The organism is Archangium lansingense (genome assembly GCF_026626635.1).
Classification (GTDB): Bacteria; Myxococcota; Myxococcia; order Myxococcales; family Myxococcaceae; genus Archangium; species Archangium lansingense.
The window spans coordinates 12,398,435-12,415,463 of sequence record NZ_JAPNKA010000001.1 but is presented as its reverse complement, the minus strand read 5'-3'; the positions used below and the strand labels follow the sequence as shown (position 1 = coordinate 12,415,463).

Below are 17,029 nucleotides of genomic sequence, written 5' to 3'. Positions count from 1 at the left end.
CTCCGGGGTGTACGTCTACGGAGCGGTGATGCCCACCCGCTCCAGCGCGAAGTCGATGAGGAAGCCCTCCAGCAGCTCCATCTCCCGCTCGGTCAGGTCCATGAAGGCGAAGGAGGCGCGGTGCTTGTCGGCGCGCTGGAACTGGGACACCACGCGCACGCGGCCCGCCAGCGTGGAGCCATCCGGCAGGTACAGCAGGGCGCTGGGTCGCTCCTTCACGTCCACCGCGTGCGGCAGCGTCACCGAGAAGCCACCGGCCGAGATGTCCAGCGTGTTCGTCCACACGTTGCCGTAGGCCATCTGCAGCTCCACCGGGAGCTGATGGGCCACGCGGTAGTGGCGCCGGGCCTCGGCTCCGTCGAGCATCAGGCCCTGGGCGTTGAGCAGGGCCCGCGCGAACTGCTCGCGCTTGGCCAGGTAGTCCTGGCGCTCGGTATCCACCAGTTTGCCCTGCCGCGCTCTCGTGTGGAGCGCGCGGAACTCGTCGATGAACTGGATCACGCCCATGGTGTCGCTCCTGTCTCCTGGTTCTTACTGGGATTTTAGCGCTCCCGCCATCAGGGAGTGGGCTTACGCCCCAGGTTGCGCGCAACCCCGTCCAGGCGCGGCGGTTCGCCCCGGCTCATAGGACGGCTCCGATCAGACACTCCTGAAAGTCGCTGCTGAGGCTGCCCCTCATGGGTGCGTACTTGTGGGAGAAGGATCCAGGTGGAATGCATCGCTGCCCGCAGGATAACCGGGAGTCGGGGAGGGCCGGAACCCGGAGTGTATGCTTTCTCTCCGGGTGTGATTCTCTCTCGCTGAGAGGATTGCCGGCCCAGGGTGCTACGGCGTCGCGGGTCCGGCGTACTCCGGGGAGCTGAGCCCCGCCGCGCGGGTGGAGACGGGCCGCGCCGCGCCGATGACGATGGGCGGCTCGATGAGCTCCGGGGGCGTGGCGTCCTTGTCATCCGCCACCCACTCCGGTTCGCGCACCGTCTGCCCTCGCTTCCAGTCGCGAGGCACCCGCCTCAGGCCGACTGGGTAGAGCCACAGGCGCCCGTCCCGATCGATACGCATCCGCAGGAAGTTCTTCCAATCCGGGATGGTCAACGAGGAGAACGCCTCGTTGGCGTGCGCCCCGAAGCCGTTCAGGGAGATGAGCAGGTAGAGGCCCATGAGCGTCGGTCCGAGCAGGAAGCCTCCAGCGAAGACGAGCACCGCCCCGAGCAGCTCCTGCGGCACGCTGCCGAGTGGCAGCAGGGCACCCGTGAGGGCGAAGGCGCCCCAGAAGACGAAGAGCGACGCCGCCAGGTGCGCGCATCCGTGCAGCAGCCCCACCACCCAGCGGGCCCGGCCGAAGCGTGCGTCCGCCAGGCCGATCATCCCCAGCACCAGCAGCACCGAGAGCAGAATCACCCCTGGGTTGACGAGCCCCGTGCTCAGCACCCGCGACAGCTTCCACGCCACCGTGCTGCCCTCGCGCAGGTCCGCCACCTGCATCCACGCCAGCAGCAGGTAGAGGATTCCCGTGGCGATGCCGAAGGTCGGGTTGTGCCCGAGGAACCCCAGGTTGCGCCAGCACAGCCGCCTGGACTCCGCGGCGTCCGGGTACAGCTTGCGTGCGGTGAAGCCCTCCGGCAGCGCGGCCTCCTTCCGGGGCACGTGCGTCGGGTGCAGGAAGGCCCCGCCCCCTCCCGCGATGATCTTCTGCCGGCCCTCCTCGTTGGCGTGCCGCCGGTAGTGGTGGATGTCTCCCGTGAGGAAGACGCTCACCTTCTTGCCCAGCACCTGCTGCTCGAGGAAGACGAGGTTGTTGTCCAGGTACGTCCGCTCTCCTGGAGGGCGTACCTGGGCCAGCAGCCACGCCGGCTCCGCCAGGCAGAGGATGATGCGATCCTCTTCATTCATCTGCTTCGCCAGCTCCTGGAAGTACTGCACCTGTGGCTCGTCGAGGTCCGACTCGAGCTGCATGTCCGTGCCAAGCAGCCACCAGCCGTGGGGTAGCTTCACCGCGAAGTAGCTGCGCCGCTGGTGCGTCTGCCAGCCCGCGGGCTGACGGCCCTGACAGAACAGCCGCATGAAGGAGACCAGCCCGTCATACCAGTCGTGGTTGCCGGGAACCGCGAACAGGTGGGGCGCTGGCCCCTGCCCTCGCATCGCCGCCTCCCAGGGGCGCACGGTGCGCTCCTCGTACTCCTTCACGCTCGCCTCCGGGTACACCTCGTCCCCGCCGAAGACGAGCACCTCGCCCCGGCGCGTCTCGTAGGTCGTGCCCGTCTCGTCCTTCAGCGTCAGGGTGGGCCGGGAGACCGCCTGTGCCACCGCGTACGTGGAATCCCAGCCGTCTCCCAGGTCCGCCACGAAGTCGAACCACAGCTCCTCGCGCGGCCGGCCCGCCCCGTCCACCGAGAAGTCACTGGGCTCCACCTTCGGCGCCGCCAGCGCATCCAGCAGCCGGCGATCGGCCTGCTCCCCGAAGGTGGTCGCGATGGTCGAGCGGATGCCCGCCTTGAGGAGCACGAACGGATCGAACCAGCGCACCATCTTCCGGCCTCGGGGGCGCTCGGGGGGCGCGGCCGGTGAGGGGGCTGGAGTGGTGAGGACGTCTATACCCGAGGCCATGGCTCTTCCTCCGTGTAAACGGGAAGGGGCACGCGAAGCGGTACGGCACGGGGCTCCTTCAAACGTGCTCGGCGCCGTGGCTCGGAACAAGGCGGAGTCTTTGCTCGCACCCGAGTGTCGGGTTTCCCGCACGGAGTGGGACATGCCAGGCGAGCGCCTCGTCGGGGCCCTCCACGGCCCGCGAGTTTTGAGAACCATGCGCTCCTGTCTCCCGAGGGGTTGCCTCCGCACTGGGTCCCAACACATTGATACCGGTCGTCACGGCCCACGTGGCAGGGGGTGAACCATGGACGAGTCCTTTTCGCGGCCTGGTCTGGAGCGGACGCTGCGAGCGCTCGCCTCCGCGGCCCGCCCTCATCCGACCGAGTCGGAGGAGTACGCTGTCATCGCGCTCGCGGCCCGGGCCCTGCTGTTCCTCCACTCGCGCGACGAGCTCGAGGACTTCTACGGCTGGCTCGAGTCGCGTGAGGCCGGCAATGGCTTGTCCAGCCCCGTCCAGGCTTTCTCCTCCATGCGCGAGGCCCTGGGTTGGCTCGAGGTTCAGCCCGAGGCCACCCAGGGCTCCCTCGTCGAGGTGGAGCACGAGACGTATGTCATCGCGCTCGGGCCCACTGGCTCCTTTGTGCTCGTGCGCACGGTGACGCACCACGCCGCGGTCGGGGGGTAGGCACGGTGGGGAGGCACGGTGGGGAGGCACGGTGGGGAGAACGGGCCCGGGCACCCTCACCCCGTCCCTCTCCCGGAGGGAGAGGGGAAGTAGGGGGGGGAAGTAGGGGGGCGGGGAAGTAGGGGCAGGGTTGTTTATTTTAGACGGTGGCGTGGGGGGACTTCAGTGCTCCTGGGCTCGCCATCGGCAGCGTGAAGGTGAACGTGCTGCCCTTGCCCCACTGGCTCTCCGCCCAGATGCGGCCACCGTGCGCCTCGACGATTCCCTTGGCGATGTACAGCCCCAGCCCCGTGCCCCGGCTCTCCGCGTCCTTCGCCTGCCAGTAGCGCTCGAAGACGTGTGGCAACGCCTCGGCACTGATGCCCGTGCCCGTGTCCCGTACCCAGAGCAACAGCTCGCCCCGGTGCAGTCGCGCCCCCGCCGTCAGCTGCCCACCGTCCGGGGTGAACTTCACCGCGTTGCCCAGCAGGTTGCCCAACACCTGCAACACCCGCGTCCGGTCGCACCTCACCCGCACGTCCTCGTCCGGCAGCTCCGCTGTCACCCGCAGCCCTCGCGCCTCCGCCAGCGGACGCACACTCTCCAGCGCCTCCGTCACCAGCGACACCACGTCATGCTCCGACGGCTCCAGCGGCAGCCCGCCCGCTTCGATGCGGCCCCAGTCCAGCAGGTCCGAGATGAGTCGCCCCATCCGGTCCGCCGCTGCCTGGATGCGACCCGCCTGCTTCAGCACCGGCTCGCTGCCCGGTTTGCCCTGCGCACCCCGCAGCAGCAGCGCCGAGGCCAGCTGCACCACCCCCAGCGGGTTCTTCAAATCGTGCGACACCACCGCCAGCAAGTCCTCACGCGCCCGCGTCGCCCGCCTCGACTCGCCAAAGAGCCGCGCGTTGTCGATGGCCAGGCTCGCCCGCACGCACAGGTCCTCCGCCAATGCCAGATCGCTCGGGCCGTAGCGCCGCCCCGAGGCCGATGAGACGAACGTCACCGTCCCCAGCGTGTGCCCCCGCGCCTTCAGCGGGATGATCATGTACGAGCGCGCCTGCAGTCGGCTGAGCAGCGCCGGGTGCTCGGGCTCGGAGGCGGCGGCGCGCAGCAGTGAGTCCGTCACCGCCGGCACCAGCTCCGGCTCGCCCGTGTGCAGCACCCGCAGCACTCCCACCGGGGCCTCGCGCCGCTCGAAACGTTTCGTCAGTGCGCGGGCCTGCTCGAACTGCGTCGGGTCCAGGTACGCTACCGCCACGCGCGACACCCAGGGGCCCTGCTCCACCGCGTCCACCAGGCACCAGTCCGCCAGGTCCGGCACCGCCAGGTGCGCCAGCAGCGTGTACATGCCCTGCGGGTCCGGCGGGTGCGCGAAGAGCGTCGTCATCGCCTGGTAGAGGAAGGACTGTCGGCGCTCGGCGGCTTCCACCTCGGCTCGGGCGGCCTGCTCCATCGCCAGCGCGCGCGAATGCACGGCCTCCGCCTCCGTGAGGGCTCGCACCGTCACCAGCACCCGCACCGGGCCTTGTCCGTCCCGCATGGGCGTGAAACAGAAGGTATGGGGCCGGGGGCCTCGCCCGTTCGGCCAGCTCGCCTCCACCGAGTATGGAGCGCCCGTGGCCATCGCCACCCCTCGCCCTGACTCCAGCAGCGAGCCTTCCTCGGCACCGAGCGCCAGCCCGGCCCAGTGCTGGCCAGCGAGCAGCTCTGGCGGCATTCCCAGCACCGCCGCTCCGACCGTGCTGCACGACAGCACCCGCCCCGCCTCGTCCAGGAGGTAGGTTGGTTCCGGCAGGGCCTTGAAGGCCATCTCGAATCCGGAGGGGGAAAGACTCATGGCAACGCCACAACCGGCGGCGGATGACTCCTCTTCATTTCATAGCACCGGAACTGCCACCGACTTGTTTGAAGAGCAGGCGGGCGAGAGGCGTCCGGAAGGCGACGTTGGCTCGCGCATTCGTGCGCCTGCTCACGCTCCCCCGGCCTCTACCCCGGCGAGATCCCGGAAGCGGCGGGAGATGTCGCCGAGTGGCAACACCTCATGGACGAGTCCCGCCGACACGGCCACCCCCGGCATCCCGTAGACGACACTCGTGGCCTCATCCTGGGCCATCACCCAGCCTCCGGCTTCATGTACCTCTCGCAAACCCTCCAGGCCGTCCTGCCCCATCCCCGTGAGGACAGCAGCGGCCAGGGAAGCGCCAAACACCTGGGTCGCCGAGCGGAAGAGCCACGTGCCCGAGGGCCGGAAGCCTCCCACCGGGGCTGCGTTGGACACCTCCACACGCCCGTCTGCTCGTACCCCGAGGTGCCGATCATCCGGGGCGATGTAGACCACTCCCGGGCGTAAGGCCTCGCCGTCCTCGGCCACCTTCACCTCCAATGGGCACACGCTGTCCAGCCAGGTGGCCAGGCCCTTGGCGAAGCCCAGGGCGATGTGCTGCACCACGAGAATGGGGAGGGGGAAGCCCGCGGGCAACTCCGAGAGGATGCGGTGCAGGGCCGCGGGGCCTCCCGTGGAGGCGGCGATGGCGAGCAGCGCGGCCTTGCCTCGGCGGGGCTGAGCCACCGTGGGGCGCTTGGGGACTCCGTCCTCGCGTGAGGGCCAGTGCCGCATGACCTTCACCTCGGCCATGGCCTTCACCGTGTCGCGCAGCCGGCGCGCCTCGTCCTCGAAGTCCGGCGCCTGCGGGCCCACCAGCTTCTGCAGCACCGCCAGCGCTCCGGCACGCAGCGCGGCCATGGACGTCTGGATGTCGCGCTCCACCAGCGTGGACACCACCACCACCGGCGTGGGCACCTCCGTCATGATGCGCCGGGTGGCCTCCAGTCCATCCATGTTCGGCATCTGGATGTCCATGGTGACCAGTTGCGGGCGCAGGCGGCGGGTGAGCTCCACCGCCTCCACACCATCCTTTGCTTCGCCCACCACCTCGAAGGCGGGGTCGGCCCGCAGGATTTCCACCAGCAGACGCCGGGCGGTGGGGGAGTCTTCGGCGACGACGACGCGGAGCTTGTCGGGCTTCATAGGAGATGCCTCAGGGTCTCCAGCAGGTGGGTCTGGTCGAAAGCACTCTTCACCAGGTAGGCGCTGGCGCCCACCTGAAGGCCGCGCGCCTTGTCCTCGGGCCGGGCTCGCGCGGTGACGAGGACGACGGGCAGCCGGCCGAAGCGCGGAGAGCCACGCACCGCCTCGGTGAGGGCGAAGCCGTCCATGCGCGGCATCTCCACGTCCGAGACGATGGCGTCGGCTCCTTCGGTCACCAGCCGCTCCCAGGCCTCCTGCCCGTCCACGCACGCCAGCACGTCATAGCCGGCCGCCTCGAGGATGCTCTGCTCCAGCGCTCGGGTGGTCATCGAGTCGTCGGCGAGCAGCACACGCCTGCGGGTCTTCTTCTCGACAGGAGCGGGGAAGAGTCCGGCGGGGGCAGTGCGGCCCTCGGCGGCGCGCACCAGGGAGGCGGCGTTGAGCAGCAGGGCCATGCGCCCATCCGGCAGCACCGCCACCCCCGAGACATGGCGCGCGCGGCGGATGCGCGAGCCCAGGCCGCGGATGAGCACCTCCTGCTCGGCCACCACCTCGTCCACCACCAGCACCGCGCGCACCTCACCCGCGGCCAGCACCATGGCGCCAGGGCGCGGCCGCGGGGCGCTCGCCTCCAGGCCGAGCACCGTCGTTAGCGGCGCCAGGGGCACCAGGGCTCGTGTCGCGACCCACATCTGCCGGCCTTCCACCACGCGCACGTCCCCTGGCTCCAGCCGCAGCAGGCGCTCCACGCTCTCTCCCGCCACCGCGAAGGACTGCCCGCCCGCAGTGACCAGCAGCACCCGCAGCGTGCTCAGTGTGAGGGGCACGTCCAGGGTGAAGCGCGCGCCCTGGCCCGGCTCGAAGGCCACGTCCACGCTGCCCCGCATCGCCTCCACCTGTGCGCGCACCACGTCCAGCCCCACCCCTCGGCCGGACACTGCCGTCACCGACTCGGCGGTGGACAGGCCTGGCATGAAGATGAGCCGAGCGTCCCCCGCATCCTCCAGCACGGGCAGCCCGCGGGCCCGCGCTTTCTCGCGAATAGAGGCCACGTTCAGCCCCCGCCCGTCGTCCTCCACCACCACCTGCACCCGGCCCCCGCGCAGCCGCGCGGACAGCGTCACTCGGCCCTCCTCGGGCTTGCCTGCTTCTTGCCGCGCCGCGGGGGTCTCCACCCCATGTGCCACCGCGTTGCGCACCAGGTGCAGCAGCGGCTCGCGCAGGCCCTGCAGCAGCGAGCGGTCCAGCTCTAGCGCGCCACCCCGCACCTCCAGCCTCACCCGCTTGCCCAGGGCGAGCGCCAGGTCCCTCGCGTTGCGCTCCAGCCCCGCGCAGGCCTCTGCGAAGGGCAGGGTGCGCGCGCGCCGTACCTCCTCGTCCAGGCCGCCTGTGGCTTGCAGCAGCATGCGCTGGTCCGTCGCGAGTGCCCGGCCGAGCTGCGCCAGCCGCGTCTCCAGTCGCCGCGCCGCCGCCTCGTCCGTACCCCTCAGCCGCAGGCGGAGCTGGTGCAGCTCGTCGTGCATCGCCTCCACCAGCTCCACCCGTCCCTCCATCCTCAGTCCTGCCACGCGCAGCTCGCCACTGCGGGCCAGCAGCGCGTCCAGCTTCTGGGCGGACACGCGCACCGGCAGGCTCTCGGCGCCGGTGGTGGGGGCTTCCGGTGGGACGGCGGGTGCTGGGGTTTCGGGCGGGGGTGGGGGCGGGGGCTCCGAGGGGCTCGGGGGCGCGGGGCGGGGGGACTCGGGCGCGTGCGCGGCCTCCTGCAGCCGGGGTAGCAGGGCCTCCAGGGGCGAGCCCTTCAGCTCCTGTTTCAGCGCCAGCCTCCGTCCCGCGTCGTCCAGTGCGTCCGCGGCGGTGAAGCACACCTCCATCAACTCAGGGCTGGCCTGACCCTGGCGCTGGACCTCCAGCAGCACCTCTTCCAGCCGGTGGCAGGCCGTCTCGATGAGGCCCTCGCTCACTGCCCGCGAGGCGCCCTTCACGCTGTGCACCGTGCGCAGCAGCGACGTCATCAGCTCGCCGAAGCGCGCAGGGGAGGTCGCCTTCTCCAGCGCGAGCAGGTCCCGGTTGAGCGCGGCCACATGCCCCTCGAGCTCCTCGAGGAAGGTGGCCATCAGCGCCTGGGCGAGCCTGTCCCGGTCCATCGTCATGCGGCGCGCCCGTACTCGCTCAGCAGGCCCTTCAGCTTCTGGCCCATGGCGTTGAGGTCCTGCACCGCGCGCTCCGTCTGCCGGATGCTGGTGAGCGTCTGTTGAGTGGCCTGGCTCACGTCCCGCATGGCCTGGCGTATCTGCCCGGTGCCGGTGGCCTGCTGGCTGGCAGAGGCCGAGATCTGCGCCGCGGTGAGCGAGGCCTGCCCCAGCAGCTCGCCGAGCGTCTGGATGGTGGCGCCCGCCTGCGTCACCACCCGGGTGGCCGAGGCCACGCTCTTGGTTCCCTCCTCCGTTGTCATCACCGCGCCCTGGGTGGCCTTCTGGATTTGGCCCAGAATCTGCCGCACCTGGGCGGTGGCCTTCTTGGACTGGTCCGCCAGGGCCTTCACCTCGGCGGCCACCACGGCGAAGCCCCGGCCGTGCTCTCCAGCGCGACTGGCCTCGATGGAGGCGTTGAGGGCCAGCATGTGCGTCTGCTCGGAGATGTCGTTGACGGTGGTGATGATGTCGCCGATGGCCTGCGCCTGCTCGGCCAGGGCGAGAATCCGTGAGGCGATGGACTCCACCTGCTCGCGCACGGTGCCCATGGCGGCGATGGCCTCGTCCACCGCGCGCCGGCCGCTCTTGCCCACCTCCTCCGAGTGGCGCGCCGACTCGCTCACCCCACGCGCCCTTCCCGCGGCCTCCTCGGACATCTGGGCGATCTCCTCCACGGTGCTCACCGTCTCCGCCACCGCGCTGCCCTGCTCCTGGGCTCCGGCCACCTGCTCGGTGGTGCTGGCGAGGATTTCGGCGGTGGTGGCCGTCAGTTGATTGACGAACTCAGCCACCGTCCGCAGGGTGTGCTCGCGCTCCTCGGCCTGCTTCGCCAGTTGTGCCTCCGCCTGCTGGCGGCGCTCGGCCATGGTGTTGAAGGCACGCGCCAGCTCTCCCGTCTCGTCAGCGGAGTTCACCTCGATGCGGTGGGCGAAGTTGCCGCGGCCAATCTGCTCGGCGCCCTTGACGAGTTTGTCCAGCGCGCCGGTGATGCCGCGGGTGAGTCGAATGCTGCTCAGAGCCACCAGCACCGTGCCCAGCGCCGAGCCGAGTCCGATGATGAGAAGCACGCGATCGGACGTGGTCTCGGCCTCGCGCTGCCGCTTCTCCCACAGGGCGCGCTCGCTGTTGAGCAGCTCCGCGGTGAGCTGGCGCACCTGCCTCATCCGCTCCGTGCCCTGGCCGCTGGACACGTACGCCAGCGCCGCGTCCTGGCCGCGCTCCTGGCGCAGCTCGACGCCCGTGGCCAGTGAGTCGAGCCGGGCCTGGAAGAGCGGCTCGACCTGCATGATGCGGCGGCTCTGCTCGGCATCGTCCTTCTCGGAGTCGCGCAGCCGCTGCAGGGCTGCCTTCGCCTCGCTCACCGAGGCGCGGTAGCGGGTGAGGAAGTCTTCCTTGCCGGTGATGAGGTAGTTACGCTGGTGGGCCTCGGCGTCCACCATGTGGGAGATGAGCTCGTCCACCCGGTCGACGGTCTGCTGGCTCTCCACCATCTGGACGGTCGCGCCCCGCAGCTCTCGTGCCCCCTGAAAGGCCACCGCTGCCACGATGAGGAGGACGAGGAGGCTCAGCCCGAACCCCGCGGCGATCTTCTTCCCGATGCTCATGCGCTCCGCTCCTCGGAGAAGTCGAAGAAGAGGCGACCATCCCCCAGCAAGGTCTCTGCCTCCAGGACGATGATGCCGTCACGGCTAATGCCGGACACGAGTGTCCGCTCCTGCGCGCCGAGCGCGGGCGGTGGCGCCAGGAGGGTGTCGCGGGCGAGGACGAGCACCTCCTCCACCACGTCGGCGCGCAGGCCCAGCTCCGGCCGACCCTGGCCCACCACGAGCACGGGGCCATGGGTGGCGGGCGCGGAGCGGCCAAAGAGGGGCGCGAGCTCCACCACCGCGAGCACCTCGCCGTGCAGCAGGGTGAGCCCGTGCAGCAGCTCCGGTGCGCCCGGCAAGGGAACGAGCTGCTCCGGGGCGCGCATCACCTCCAGCACGAAGCGCGTCTCCAGGGCGTAGTCCTGCTCGCCGGAGCGGAAGTGCACCAGCTCTAGCAGCGGGCCCGCCTGGCGTTGGTGCTCGAGGGGCCGTGCCAGTGCCCGCGCGCGCTCGTCGAGCAGCGCCGCCTCTCGCACGGGGTCGACCGAGGTGGCGGCCTCGGTGGTGGAGGCGAGCCGCTCCAGCCGCTTGTAAGCCGCGGCCCAGTCCAACCCGCCGCCCTTCGAGTCATCGCCTCCTGTCATTCACGTGTCTCCTCGCGAACTGCTTCCAACCGGGTGCGCTCCTCACGGGCCACCTCCGCCAGGCGGCCGGCGCGCTCGCCGTCGGCCAGGGGCACCAGGGTGTCCGGGGCCAGCGTGGCGCACAGCGACTCGGCGGTGCGGAAGGCGCGCCGGGCCCCCTCGGTGTCTCCTTGGCGCCGGAGGATATGGCCCAGCATGAGGTGGGCGACGGCCAGAGAGGGCTCGAGGTAGATGGCCTGGCGTGCAGCGCGCTCGGCATCTGCGAGGCGGCCGAGCCCCAGCAGCAACATGGCCTCCAGGTAGCGCAGCTCCACGGCGAGCGGGTGGCGCCTGATGGCCTCGGTACAGGCGCGCACGGCGGCCAGCGGATTCACGTTGGCCAGGGCTCGGATCGCCATGGCCTCTGCTTCCGCGTCCTCCGGGTGCGCCGCGGCCAGCCGTGCCGCTTCGCCCCAGTCTCCAAGCGCGAGGGCTCGCTTCGCTCCCTCCAATCCCAGGGGCGACGGAGACTCTGGCATTGGCTGCGGCGAGGGCATGGGCGGCGTGGAGGCGACGGGCGGGGGCGTGGGAACGGGCCGCGGCGCGGGTGGGGGCGCGTGGCGGACGGAGTGAGCCCACGGAGCCTGGCCTGGGGCGGTCCGGTGGTAGACGAGGCCCCAGTCGGTGAGGATCGTCTCGAAGGGGGCGAAGGTGTTGAGGGGCGGGTCCGAGGGGCCGGCGATGAGGAAGCCGCCTTCGGCGAGCGAGGCGTGGAGCCGGCGAGCCACTGCTTCGATGGTGGGGCGGTTGAAGTAGATGAGGACGTTGCGGCAGAAGATGAGGTCCATGCCCCAGAGGCCTTGGGTATGGGACGGCCACGTGTCGTCGGCGAGGTTGAGGTAGCCGAAGTGGACGCGGTTGCGCACCTGGGGGACGAGCCTGTAGCGCTTGCCCTCCGCGAGCAGGAAGGGCCGCATGTGGCGGGCTTCGGAGCCGCGCAGGGACCACTCGCTGTAGCTTCCCAGCTGGGCCCGAGCGAGCGCTGCGCGTGACACGTCCGTGGCCCGCACCTCCATCCGCTCCCCGTAGCCCTCTTCCATCAGGAGGACTGCCAGCGAGTAGGGCTCCTCGCCCGAGGCGCAGCCGGCGCTCCACACGCGCACCACGTGTCCCGGGCCCCGCCGGCGCAGCACGTCCGGCAGCACCTGGTAGCGCACGAAACGGAAGTGCTCCGGGGTGCGGAAGAAGTACGTCTCCCCGATGGTGAGCTCCACCAGCAGGTCGTCCAGCATGGCGGGTTCTGCTTCGAGCCGAGCCAGGTAGGTGGGGAAGTCGGACAGGCCCGCGCGGGCCATGGCCCGGTCGATGCCCTCCATGGCGGCGGGCGGGCAGCTCGGTGGCAGCAGGCCGGCGCGCGCGGCAACGAGGTCGATGACGGCGACGTAGCCGGGGTGCCGCCAGTCCTGAGGGCTGTCACCGCTCACTGCCGGGCTCCCTCCTTCGCGAGCGCCTCCCCCAACTCGAGCGCCTCCGCTTCCGAGAGGAAGGTGCGCAGGTCATGCAGGAGCACGAGCCCATCGGGCAGCTTGATGGCACCGGCCACGTAGCCCACGCCTGGCAGCTCGCTGGGGGCGGCGTCGAGCTGGTTCGCCTCCAAAGAGAGCAGGCCCTCGGCCCGGTCCACCCGCAGGGTGACGCGGCGGGGGCCGGCCTGGGCCACCACGAAGTGGTCCGAGGAGGAGAGCGGGCGGGCAGGCAGGCGGAAGCGGCGGCGCATGTCCAGGACGGGGAGCAGCTCACCGCGCAGGTTGAGCAGCCCTTCCACCACGGCGGGGGCTTGGGGCAAGGGGGTGAGGCGCACGGCTCGGAGCAACTCACGCACGTCTTCCAAGGGGAGGGCGTAGCGGTGCCCTTCCAGTGTGAAGAGGAGAACCTCCCGGGGCTGCGGCATCACCATGCGTCTCCCAAGAGTGCACAGTGTAGGCCTTGGTTGCTCGCCGTGGCCGCCCGCGTGAGGGGCAACGGGAAGACTTGACGTCTGGTGGACGTCGCGCGAGCCCGGCCTCATCTATCCGCTGTGGCACAGTCCGCTGGGCGGGTGTCACGTTGGAAGGTGAGGGCGGAGGCTGCGCGTCCGGGCGGCGCGGAGGAGGGGGATGGCCGGGAGTGCTGGCCGCTCTGGGAGGGAGCTTCCCGGCCCTCAGGGTGGGGTGGCAGCCTCTCGACTGGGGGCTGCTCCATCTTCAGGGCATGGCGGAGCACCCAACACCGCTGGAAACACCTGAGCAACTCCCTCTCCACGACTTCATCCGGGGGCATCGCGCCCACATCCTGGAGGACTGGGAGCGGGCGGTGCGGTTGCTGCCCAGCACCCGGGGCCTGCCCTATCCCCGGCTCGGGGCCCATCTCCCGGTGTTGCTCGAGCGCATGGCGGTGATGATGGAGGCGCTCCACCAGGGCGCCTCGGGGGAGTGGGCGGAGACGCCGCGGCTCGATGTGCTGGATCGGCTGGACCTGGGCCATGACCTGGAGGAGGTGTCGGGCGAGTACTCGGCCCTGCGTGCCAGCATCCTCCGGCTGTACGCCGAGCACCTGGAGCACCGTGGGGGGCAGGGGCTGGCCGCGGTGTTGGGGGAGCTGGAGCGCTTCAACCGGGCCTTCGACGCGCTGGTAGGTGCCGCCGTCGCGCGCCATGCCCGGGCGCGCGAGCACACCTTCCAAGTGCTGGAGCGTATCTCCCAGTCGGCGCTGGGGACGGAGGACCTGGACACCATCCTCCCGAAGCTGCTGCGCGTCATGCTGGAGGCCACCTCGGCGGTGGACTCGGTGACGCTGCTGTTGCGCGAGGGGGACGTGCTCCGGGCACGTGCCTCGGTGGGGCTGGAGGAACTGGTGGCCTCCGGCTTCTTCGTGCACCTGGGTGAGGGCTTCGCAGGACGCATCGCCGCCGAGCGGTGTCCCATGGCGCTGCGCTCGGCGGCCACGTCCTCGCAGGTGAAGTCGGGGGTGTTTCGGAGCCAGCGGACGCGAGGGTTGTATGGCATTCCTCTGATGCAGGGGGAAGAGGCGCTGGGCGTGGCGCTGATGGGCAGCCGCACCGCCTTCGACTTCTCCAACGAGGACAAGCTGCTCTTCGGCTCGATGGTGAGCCGGGCCACCGCCTTCATTCTCCAGGCGCAGCTGGCGGCGAGGGAGCGTCAGGCGCGGGAGCAGGCGGAGCGGGCGTTGGAGCGGCTGCGAGAGCAGGAGTCGCGCACGAAGCGTCTGCAGGAGGTGACGGCCGCTCTGTCGCAGGCGCTCACCACCGCGCAGGTGGCCCACGTCGTGGTGGAGAAGGCGGTGCGGGCGCTGGGGGCCGCAGGGGGGTCGCTCGGGCTGTTGTCGGAGGACGGCCAGTGGTTCGACATGCTGGAGGCCACCGGCTACTCCGAGGACGAGACTCGCGACTGGACACACTTTCCGTCCGATGCCCCCGTCATGTACCGCGACGCGGTACGTACGGGCGCCCCTCTCTTCTACGAGTCGCTGGAGGCGATGCTGGCGGACTACCCTCAATGGAGGGACCACCCCAGGATGGAGGAGTACGGCGCCTTCGCCTGCCTGCCGTTGGGGGTGGAGGGGCGGGTCATCGGTGCCATCGGGTTGTCCTTCCGCCGGCGCCACCCGTTTCCCGCGGGCGAGCGGGCCTGGATGGGCGTGGTGGCGGGCCAGTGTGCCCAGGCGCTGGAGCGCGGGCGCCTCTACGATGCCGAGCGGCGGGCGCGCACCTCGGCGCAGGATGCCCTCTCCCGGTTGGACGCCATCATGGAGACGGTGCCGGTGGGCCTGGGCTTCTGGGACACGGAGCTGTGCTACGTGCGGCTCAACGAGCACCTGGCCCAGATCAACGGGGTTTCTCCCCAGGAGCACTTGGGGAAGACGATACGCGAGGTGCTGCCGGCGATTGCGCCCCAGGTGGAGCCCCTCCTGCATCGGGTGATGGAGACGGGCCAGCCGGTAGTGGACGCGGAGATAGCGGGGGAGACGCCTGCCCGGCCCGGGATGAGGCGCCACTGGCTGGCGAGCTACTACCCGGTCCGAGATGCGGATGGCACCGTCGCTGGGCTGGGCGTGGTGGTGGTGGACATCACGGAGCAGAAGCGCGCGGAGGAGCACCTGCGCCGGACGGCGGAGTTCCGCGAGCGCTTCATGAGCATCGTCTCGCATGACCTGCGCAACCCGCTCAACGCCATCCTGCTGTCGGCCAACGCGCTGCTGCGCTCGGAGGACCTGGGGGAGCGGCACGTGAAGGGAGCGCGCCGCATCATCGCCAGCGCCGAGCGGATGAAGCGGATGATTTCAGACCTGATGGACTTCGCGAGGGGGCGGCTGGGAGGCGGGATTCCCATCAGCCCGCGGGAGGTGGAGCTGGCGGCGCTGTGCCGGGAGGTGGTGGAGGAGCTGGAGGCGGGACGGCCCGGGCGGGAGGTGGACCTGAAGGTCGAGGGGGACTTGCAGGGCGAGTGGGACGCGGACCGGCTCTCGCAGCTGCTCATCAACCTGGGGAAGAACGCGCTCGACTACAGTCCCGAGGAGTCGCGGGTGTGCTTCTCGCTGTATGGGGAGGAAGGCTTCGTGCGGCTGGAGGTACAGAACGAGGGCACGCCGATTCCGCCCGAGCGGCTTGGCTCTATCTTCGAGCCCTTCCAGCGGTTCGCGGGGGAGGCGCAGTCACCGACGTCGACGTCGGGGCTGGGGCTGGGGCTCTACATCGTGGATCAGATTGTGCGGGCGCACGGGGGCGAGGTGTCGGTGTGCTCCACGGAGGAGGAGGGCACCACCTTCACGGTGCGGCTGCCCCGGCATCCGGCGGGGACGGGGGTGCACTGAGGGGTCCGGGCCCGGCGTCTCCAGGTGTGCCTCCATCAGGCGTTCCCCCGTCCGGGCCTGTGTCGGGAGTTCCTCCATCCAGGTCGGGGGAAGGCGAGGATGGGGACTCCTGGGTCACTGGAACGCGCTTGCCGGCCCGCCACTGCCACGTCCCCGCGTCATCAAAGGGAGACATCGTGTTGCCGAGCGGGAAGTCGGGACTCTCTGGGATTGGCACAAAACCCGGGATCGGCTCGATGACGATTACGTCGGGCATGGTCACCGGTTCGGTGGTGACCATCAGGACTCCACTGTCGGGCCTGTCCAGATCCTCCAGGGTGGGGCTGTCTCCCGACTCCGTGACGACCGTCACCCTCCCGCCATCGGGGGTCTCCAGACTCCAGACGTGATCATCCTCGTCCAGCCCATCAAGGACGCGCCGGAGGATGCGACCGTCCTTGCTGATGGCGTATTTCGCGCCTGAATCCAGCGCGTGAGTCGTGCGGCCGCAGTAGGCGAGATCTTCGTTGACGTAGACGAAGATGACGTCTCCCCGACGGGTGAACCGGAACGTATGGGCCTGCGGCTTGAACCTGCACGGCAGCTCCAGTTTGGAGGTGTCTGGAGGAAAGAGGTCATTGGAGACGATCATCAGCGCACGCAGCACCTCGCCATCCAATTCATACGTTTCCTCTTGGGGCTTGATCTCGACAAGGCCACTTCCGACGGACAGCGGGAAGATGACGGTCCTGTCCTGCTCCGGCCGTGTCGAGAAGGGCTCCCACTTTCGTATGCAGCTCGAGAGCGCGAGGGCAGTGACGACAATCAGTTTTCTCGGACTCATGAATCATCCTCAATGTGGATTCCGGCCGGCGTCTTCCTGGATGCTTCTGAGCCGATAGGTTTTGTCATTGAGCCACTCGAGGATTTCGTGCTTCGTCATCTTCCAGCGGCCCTGCGTCTGGACCCACGTCGTGACCACGCGTGTGGCGGGAACATATTGATAGAAGCCATCGCAAGTAGGCGCCGCTGGGGCCTTCGATCGCGAGAAGAAGGCGATGATCGCGAGCCGGACCTTGCCGTTCCTCGTTTCGACTTCCCAGGCGTGATGGTAGGCCATTTGTTCGATGAACCGGTAGTCGCTCAAGGAGAGGGTGCCGCCGAAGGGATGATTGTGAAGGGCGAAGATGTATTTGAGTTCGCCCGGCGCATAGCGCGAGTCATTCACGTACGTGGGGAGCACACAGGTTTTCTTGTGGGTCACGAGATCATCCGGCTGAGACAAGTCCGTCAGCATGCTCATCTCGTACTTGTGCTCCGGAGTGTAATAGAGCCAAGCGCAATATTCGGTGGAGGTTCGGGCTGCCAGTTCGGGGTTCAAGTCCTGGAGATAGCCCACGGTGGCGTTGGGCTTGGAGAGGATGAGCGGGCAGGCGGCCTTCAGTGCGTCCGCGTAGGAGTCGAACGGGCCGAAGTTCTTCATTGGTCCCGGGATGTGG

General features: G+C 69.8%; 13 protein-coding genes. 2 read left to right on the top strand and 11 right to left on the bottom strand.

Annotated elements, in window-relative coordinates; all coding sequences use genetic code 11:
• Window positions 1-15 precede the first annotated feature (15 nt).
• Window positions 16-507 carry a PilZ domain-containing protein gene (locus OV287_RS49780; protein WP_267541129.1) on the bottom strand — a complete coding sequence of 164 codons (492 nt, stop codon included), beginning with the start codon at window positions 505-507 and terminating at the stop codon, window positions 16-18.
• Window positions 508-825: 318 nt separating this feature from the next.
• A complete protein-coding gene (locus tag OV287_RS49775) occupies window positions 826-2,604 on the bottom strand; it encodes a metallophosphoesterase (RefSeq protein ID WP_267541128.1) in 1,779 nt (592 codons plus the stop codon).
• Window positions 2,605-2,890: 286 nt separating this feature from the next.
• Between OV287_RS49775 and OV287_RS49770 the strand changes: the two genes are divergently transcribed.
• Window positions 2,891-3,271, top strand: a complete 381-nt coding sequence (locus OV287_RS49770; RefSeq protein WP_267541127.1) for a hypothetical protein — start codon at window positions 2,891-2,893, stop codon at window positions 3,269-3,271.
• Window positions 3,272-3,410: 139 nt separating this feature from the next.
• Here the strand turns inward: OV287_RS49770 and OV287_RS49765 are convergent, their stop codons facing one another.
• The 7 genes from OV287_RS49765 to OV287_RS49735 form a co-directional block, all read right to left on the bottom strand.
• Window positions 3,411-5,090, bottom strand: coding sequence for an ATP-binding protein (locus tag OV287_RS49765; RefSeq protein WP_267541126.1), 1,680 nt, complete (start codon window positions 5,088-5,090; stop codon window positions 3,411-3,413).
• Between the two features lie 132 nt (window positions 5,091-5,222).
• On the bottom strand, window positions 5,223-6,281 hold the full coding sequence (cheB, locus tag OV287_RS49760; RefSeq protein ID WP_267541125.1) for a chemotaxis-specific protein-glutamate methyltransferase CheB: 1,059 nt from the start codon (window positions 6,279-6,281) through the stop codon (window positions 5,223-5,225).
• Window positions 6,278-8,425: a hybrid sensor histidine kinase/response regulator gene (locus OV287_RS49755; RefSeq protein ID WP_267542577.1), complete on the bottom strand. Its 2,148-nt coding sequence runs from the start codon at window positions 8,423-8,425 to the stop codon at window positions 6,278-6,280. Before OV287_RS49755 ends, cheB begins: the two co-directional genes overlap by 4 nt.
• Before the next feature lie 2 nt (window positions 8,426-8,427).
• Complete coding sequence (locus OV287_RS49750; protein WP_267541124.1) at window positions 8,428-10,077, bottom strand: methyl-accepting chemotaxis protein; 1,650 nt, start codon at window positions 10,075-10,077, stop codon at window positions 8,428-8,430.
• Window positions 10,074-10,703, bottom strand: coding sequence for a chemotaxis protein CheW (locus OV287_RS49745; RefSeq protein ID WP_267541123.1), 630 nt, complete (start codon window positions 10,701-10,703; stop codon window positions 10,074-10,076). The genes OV287_RS49750 and OV287_RS49745 overlap by 4 nt, the downstream gene beginning before the upstream one ends.
• On the bottom strand, window positions 10,700-12,166 hold the full coding sequence (locus OV287_RS49740) for a CheR family methyltransferase (RefSeq protein WP_267541122.1): 1,467 nt from the start codon (window positions 12,164-12,166) through the stop codon (window positions 10,700-10,702). The genes OV287_RS49745 and OV287_RS49740 overlap by 4 nt, the downstream gene beginning before the upstream one ends.
• The gene (locus OV287_RS49735) at window positions 12,163-12,639 is read right to left on the bottom strand and encodes a chemotaxis protein CheW (protein WP_373371884.1); all 477 of its coding nucleotides are present in this window, start codon (window positions 12,637-12,639) and stop codon (window positions 12,163-12,165) included. The genes OV287_RS49740 and OV287_RS49735 overlap by 4 nt, the downstream gene beginning before the upstream one ends.
• Before the next feature lie 209 nt (window positions 12,640-12,848).
• On the opposite strand from OV287_RS49735, the gene OV287_RS49730 reads away from it, so the two are divergent.
• On the top strand, window positions 12,849-15,551 hold the full coding sequence (locus tag OV287_RS49730; RefSeq protein WP_267541121.1) for a GAF domain-containing protein: 2,703 nt from the start codon (window positions 12,849-12,851) through the stop codon (window positions 15,549-15,551).
• Here the strand turns inward: OV287_RS49730 and OV287_RS49725 are convergent.
• Window positions 15,505-16,374, bottom strand: a complete 870-nt coding sequence (locus OV287_RS49725; protein WP_267541120.1) for a hypothetical protein — start codon at window positions 16,372-16,374, stop codon at window positions 15,505-15,507. The genes OV287_RS49730 and OV287_RS49725 overlap by 47 nt on opposite strands.
• Before the next feature lie 9 nt (window positions 16,375-16,383).
• Window positions 16,384-17,013 carry a hypothetical protein gene (locus OV287_RS49720; protein ID WP_267541119.1) on the bottom strand — a complete coding sequence of 210 codons (630 nt, stop codon included), beginning with the start codon at window positions 17,011-17,013 and terminating at the stop codon, window positions 16,384-16,386.
• Window positions 17,014-17,029 lie beyond the last annotated feature (16 nt).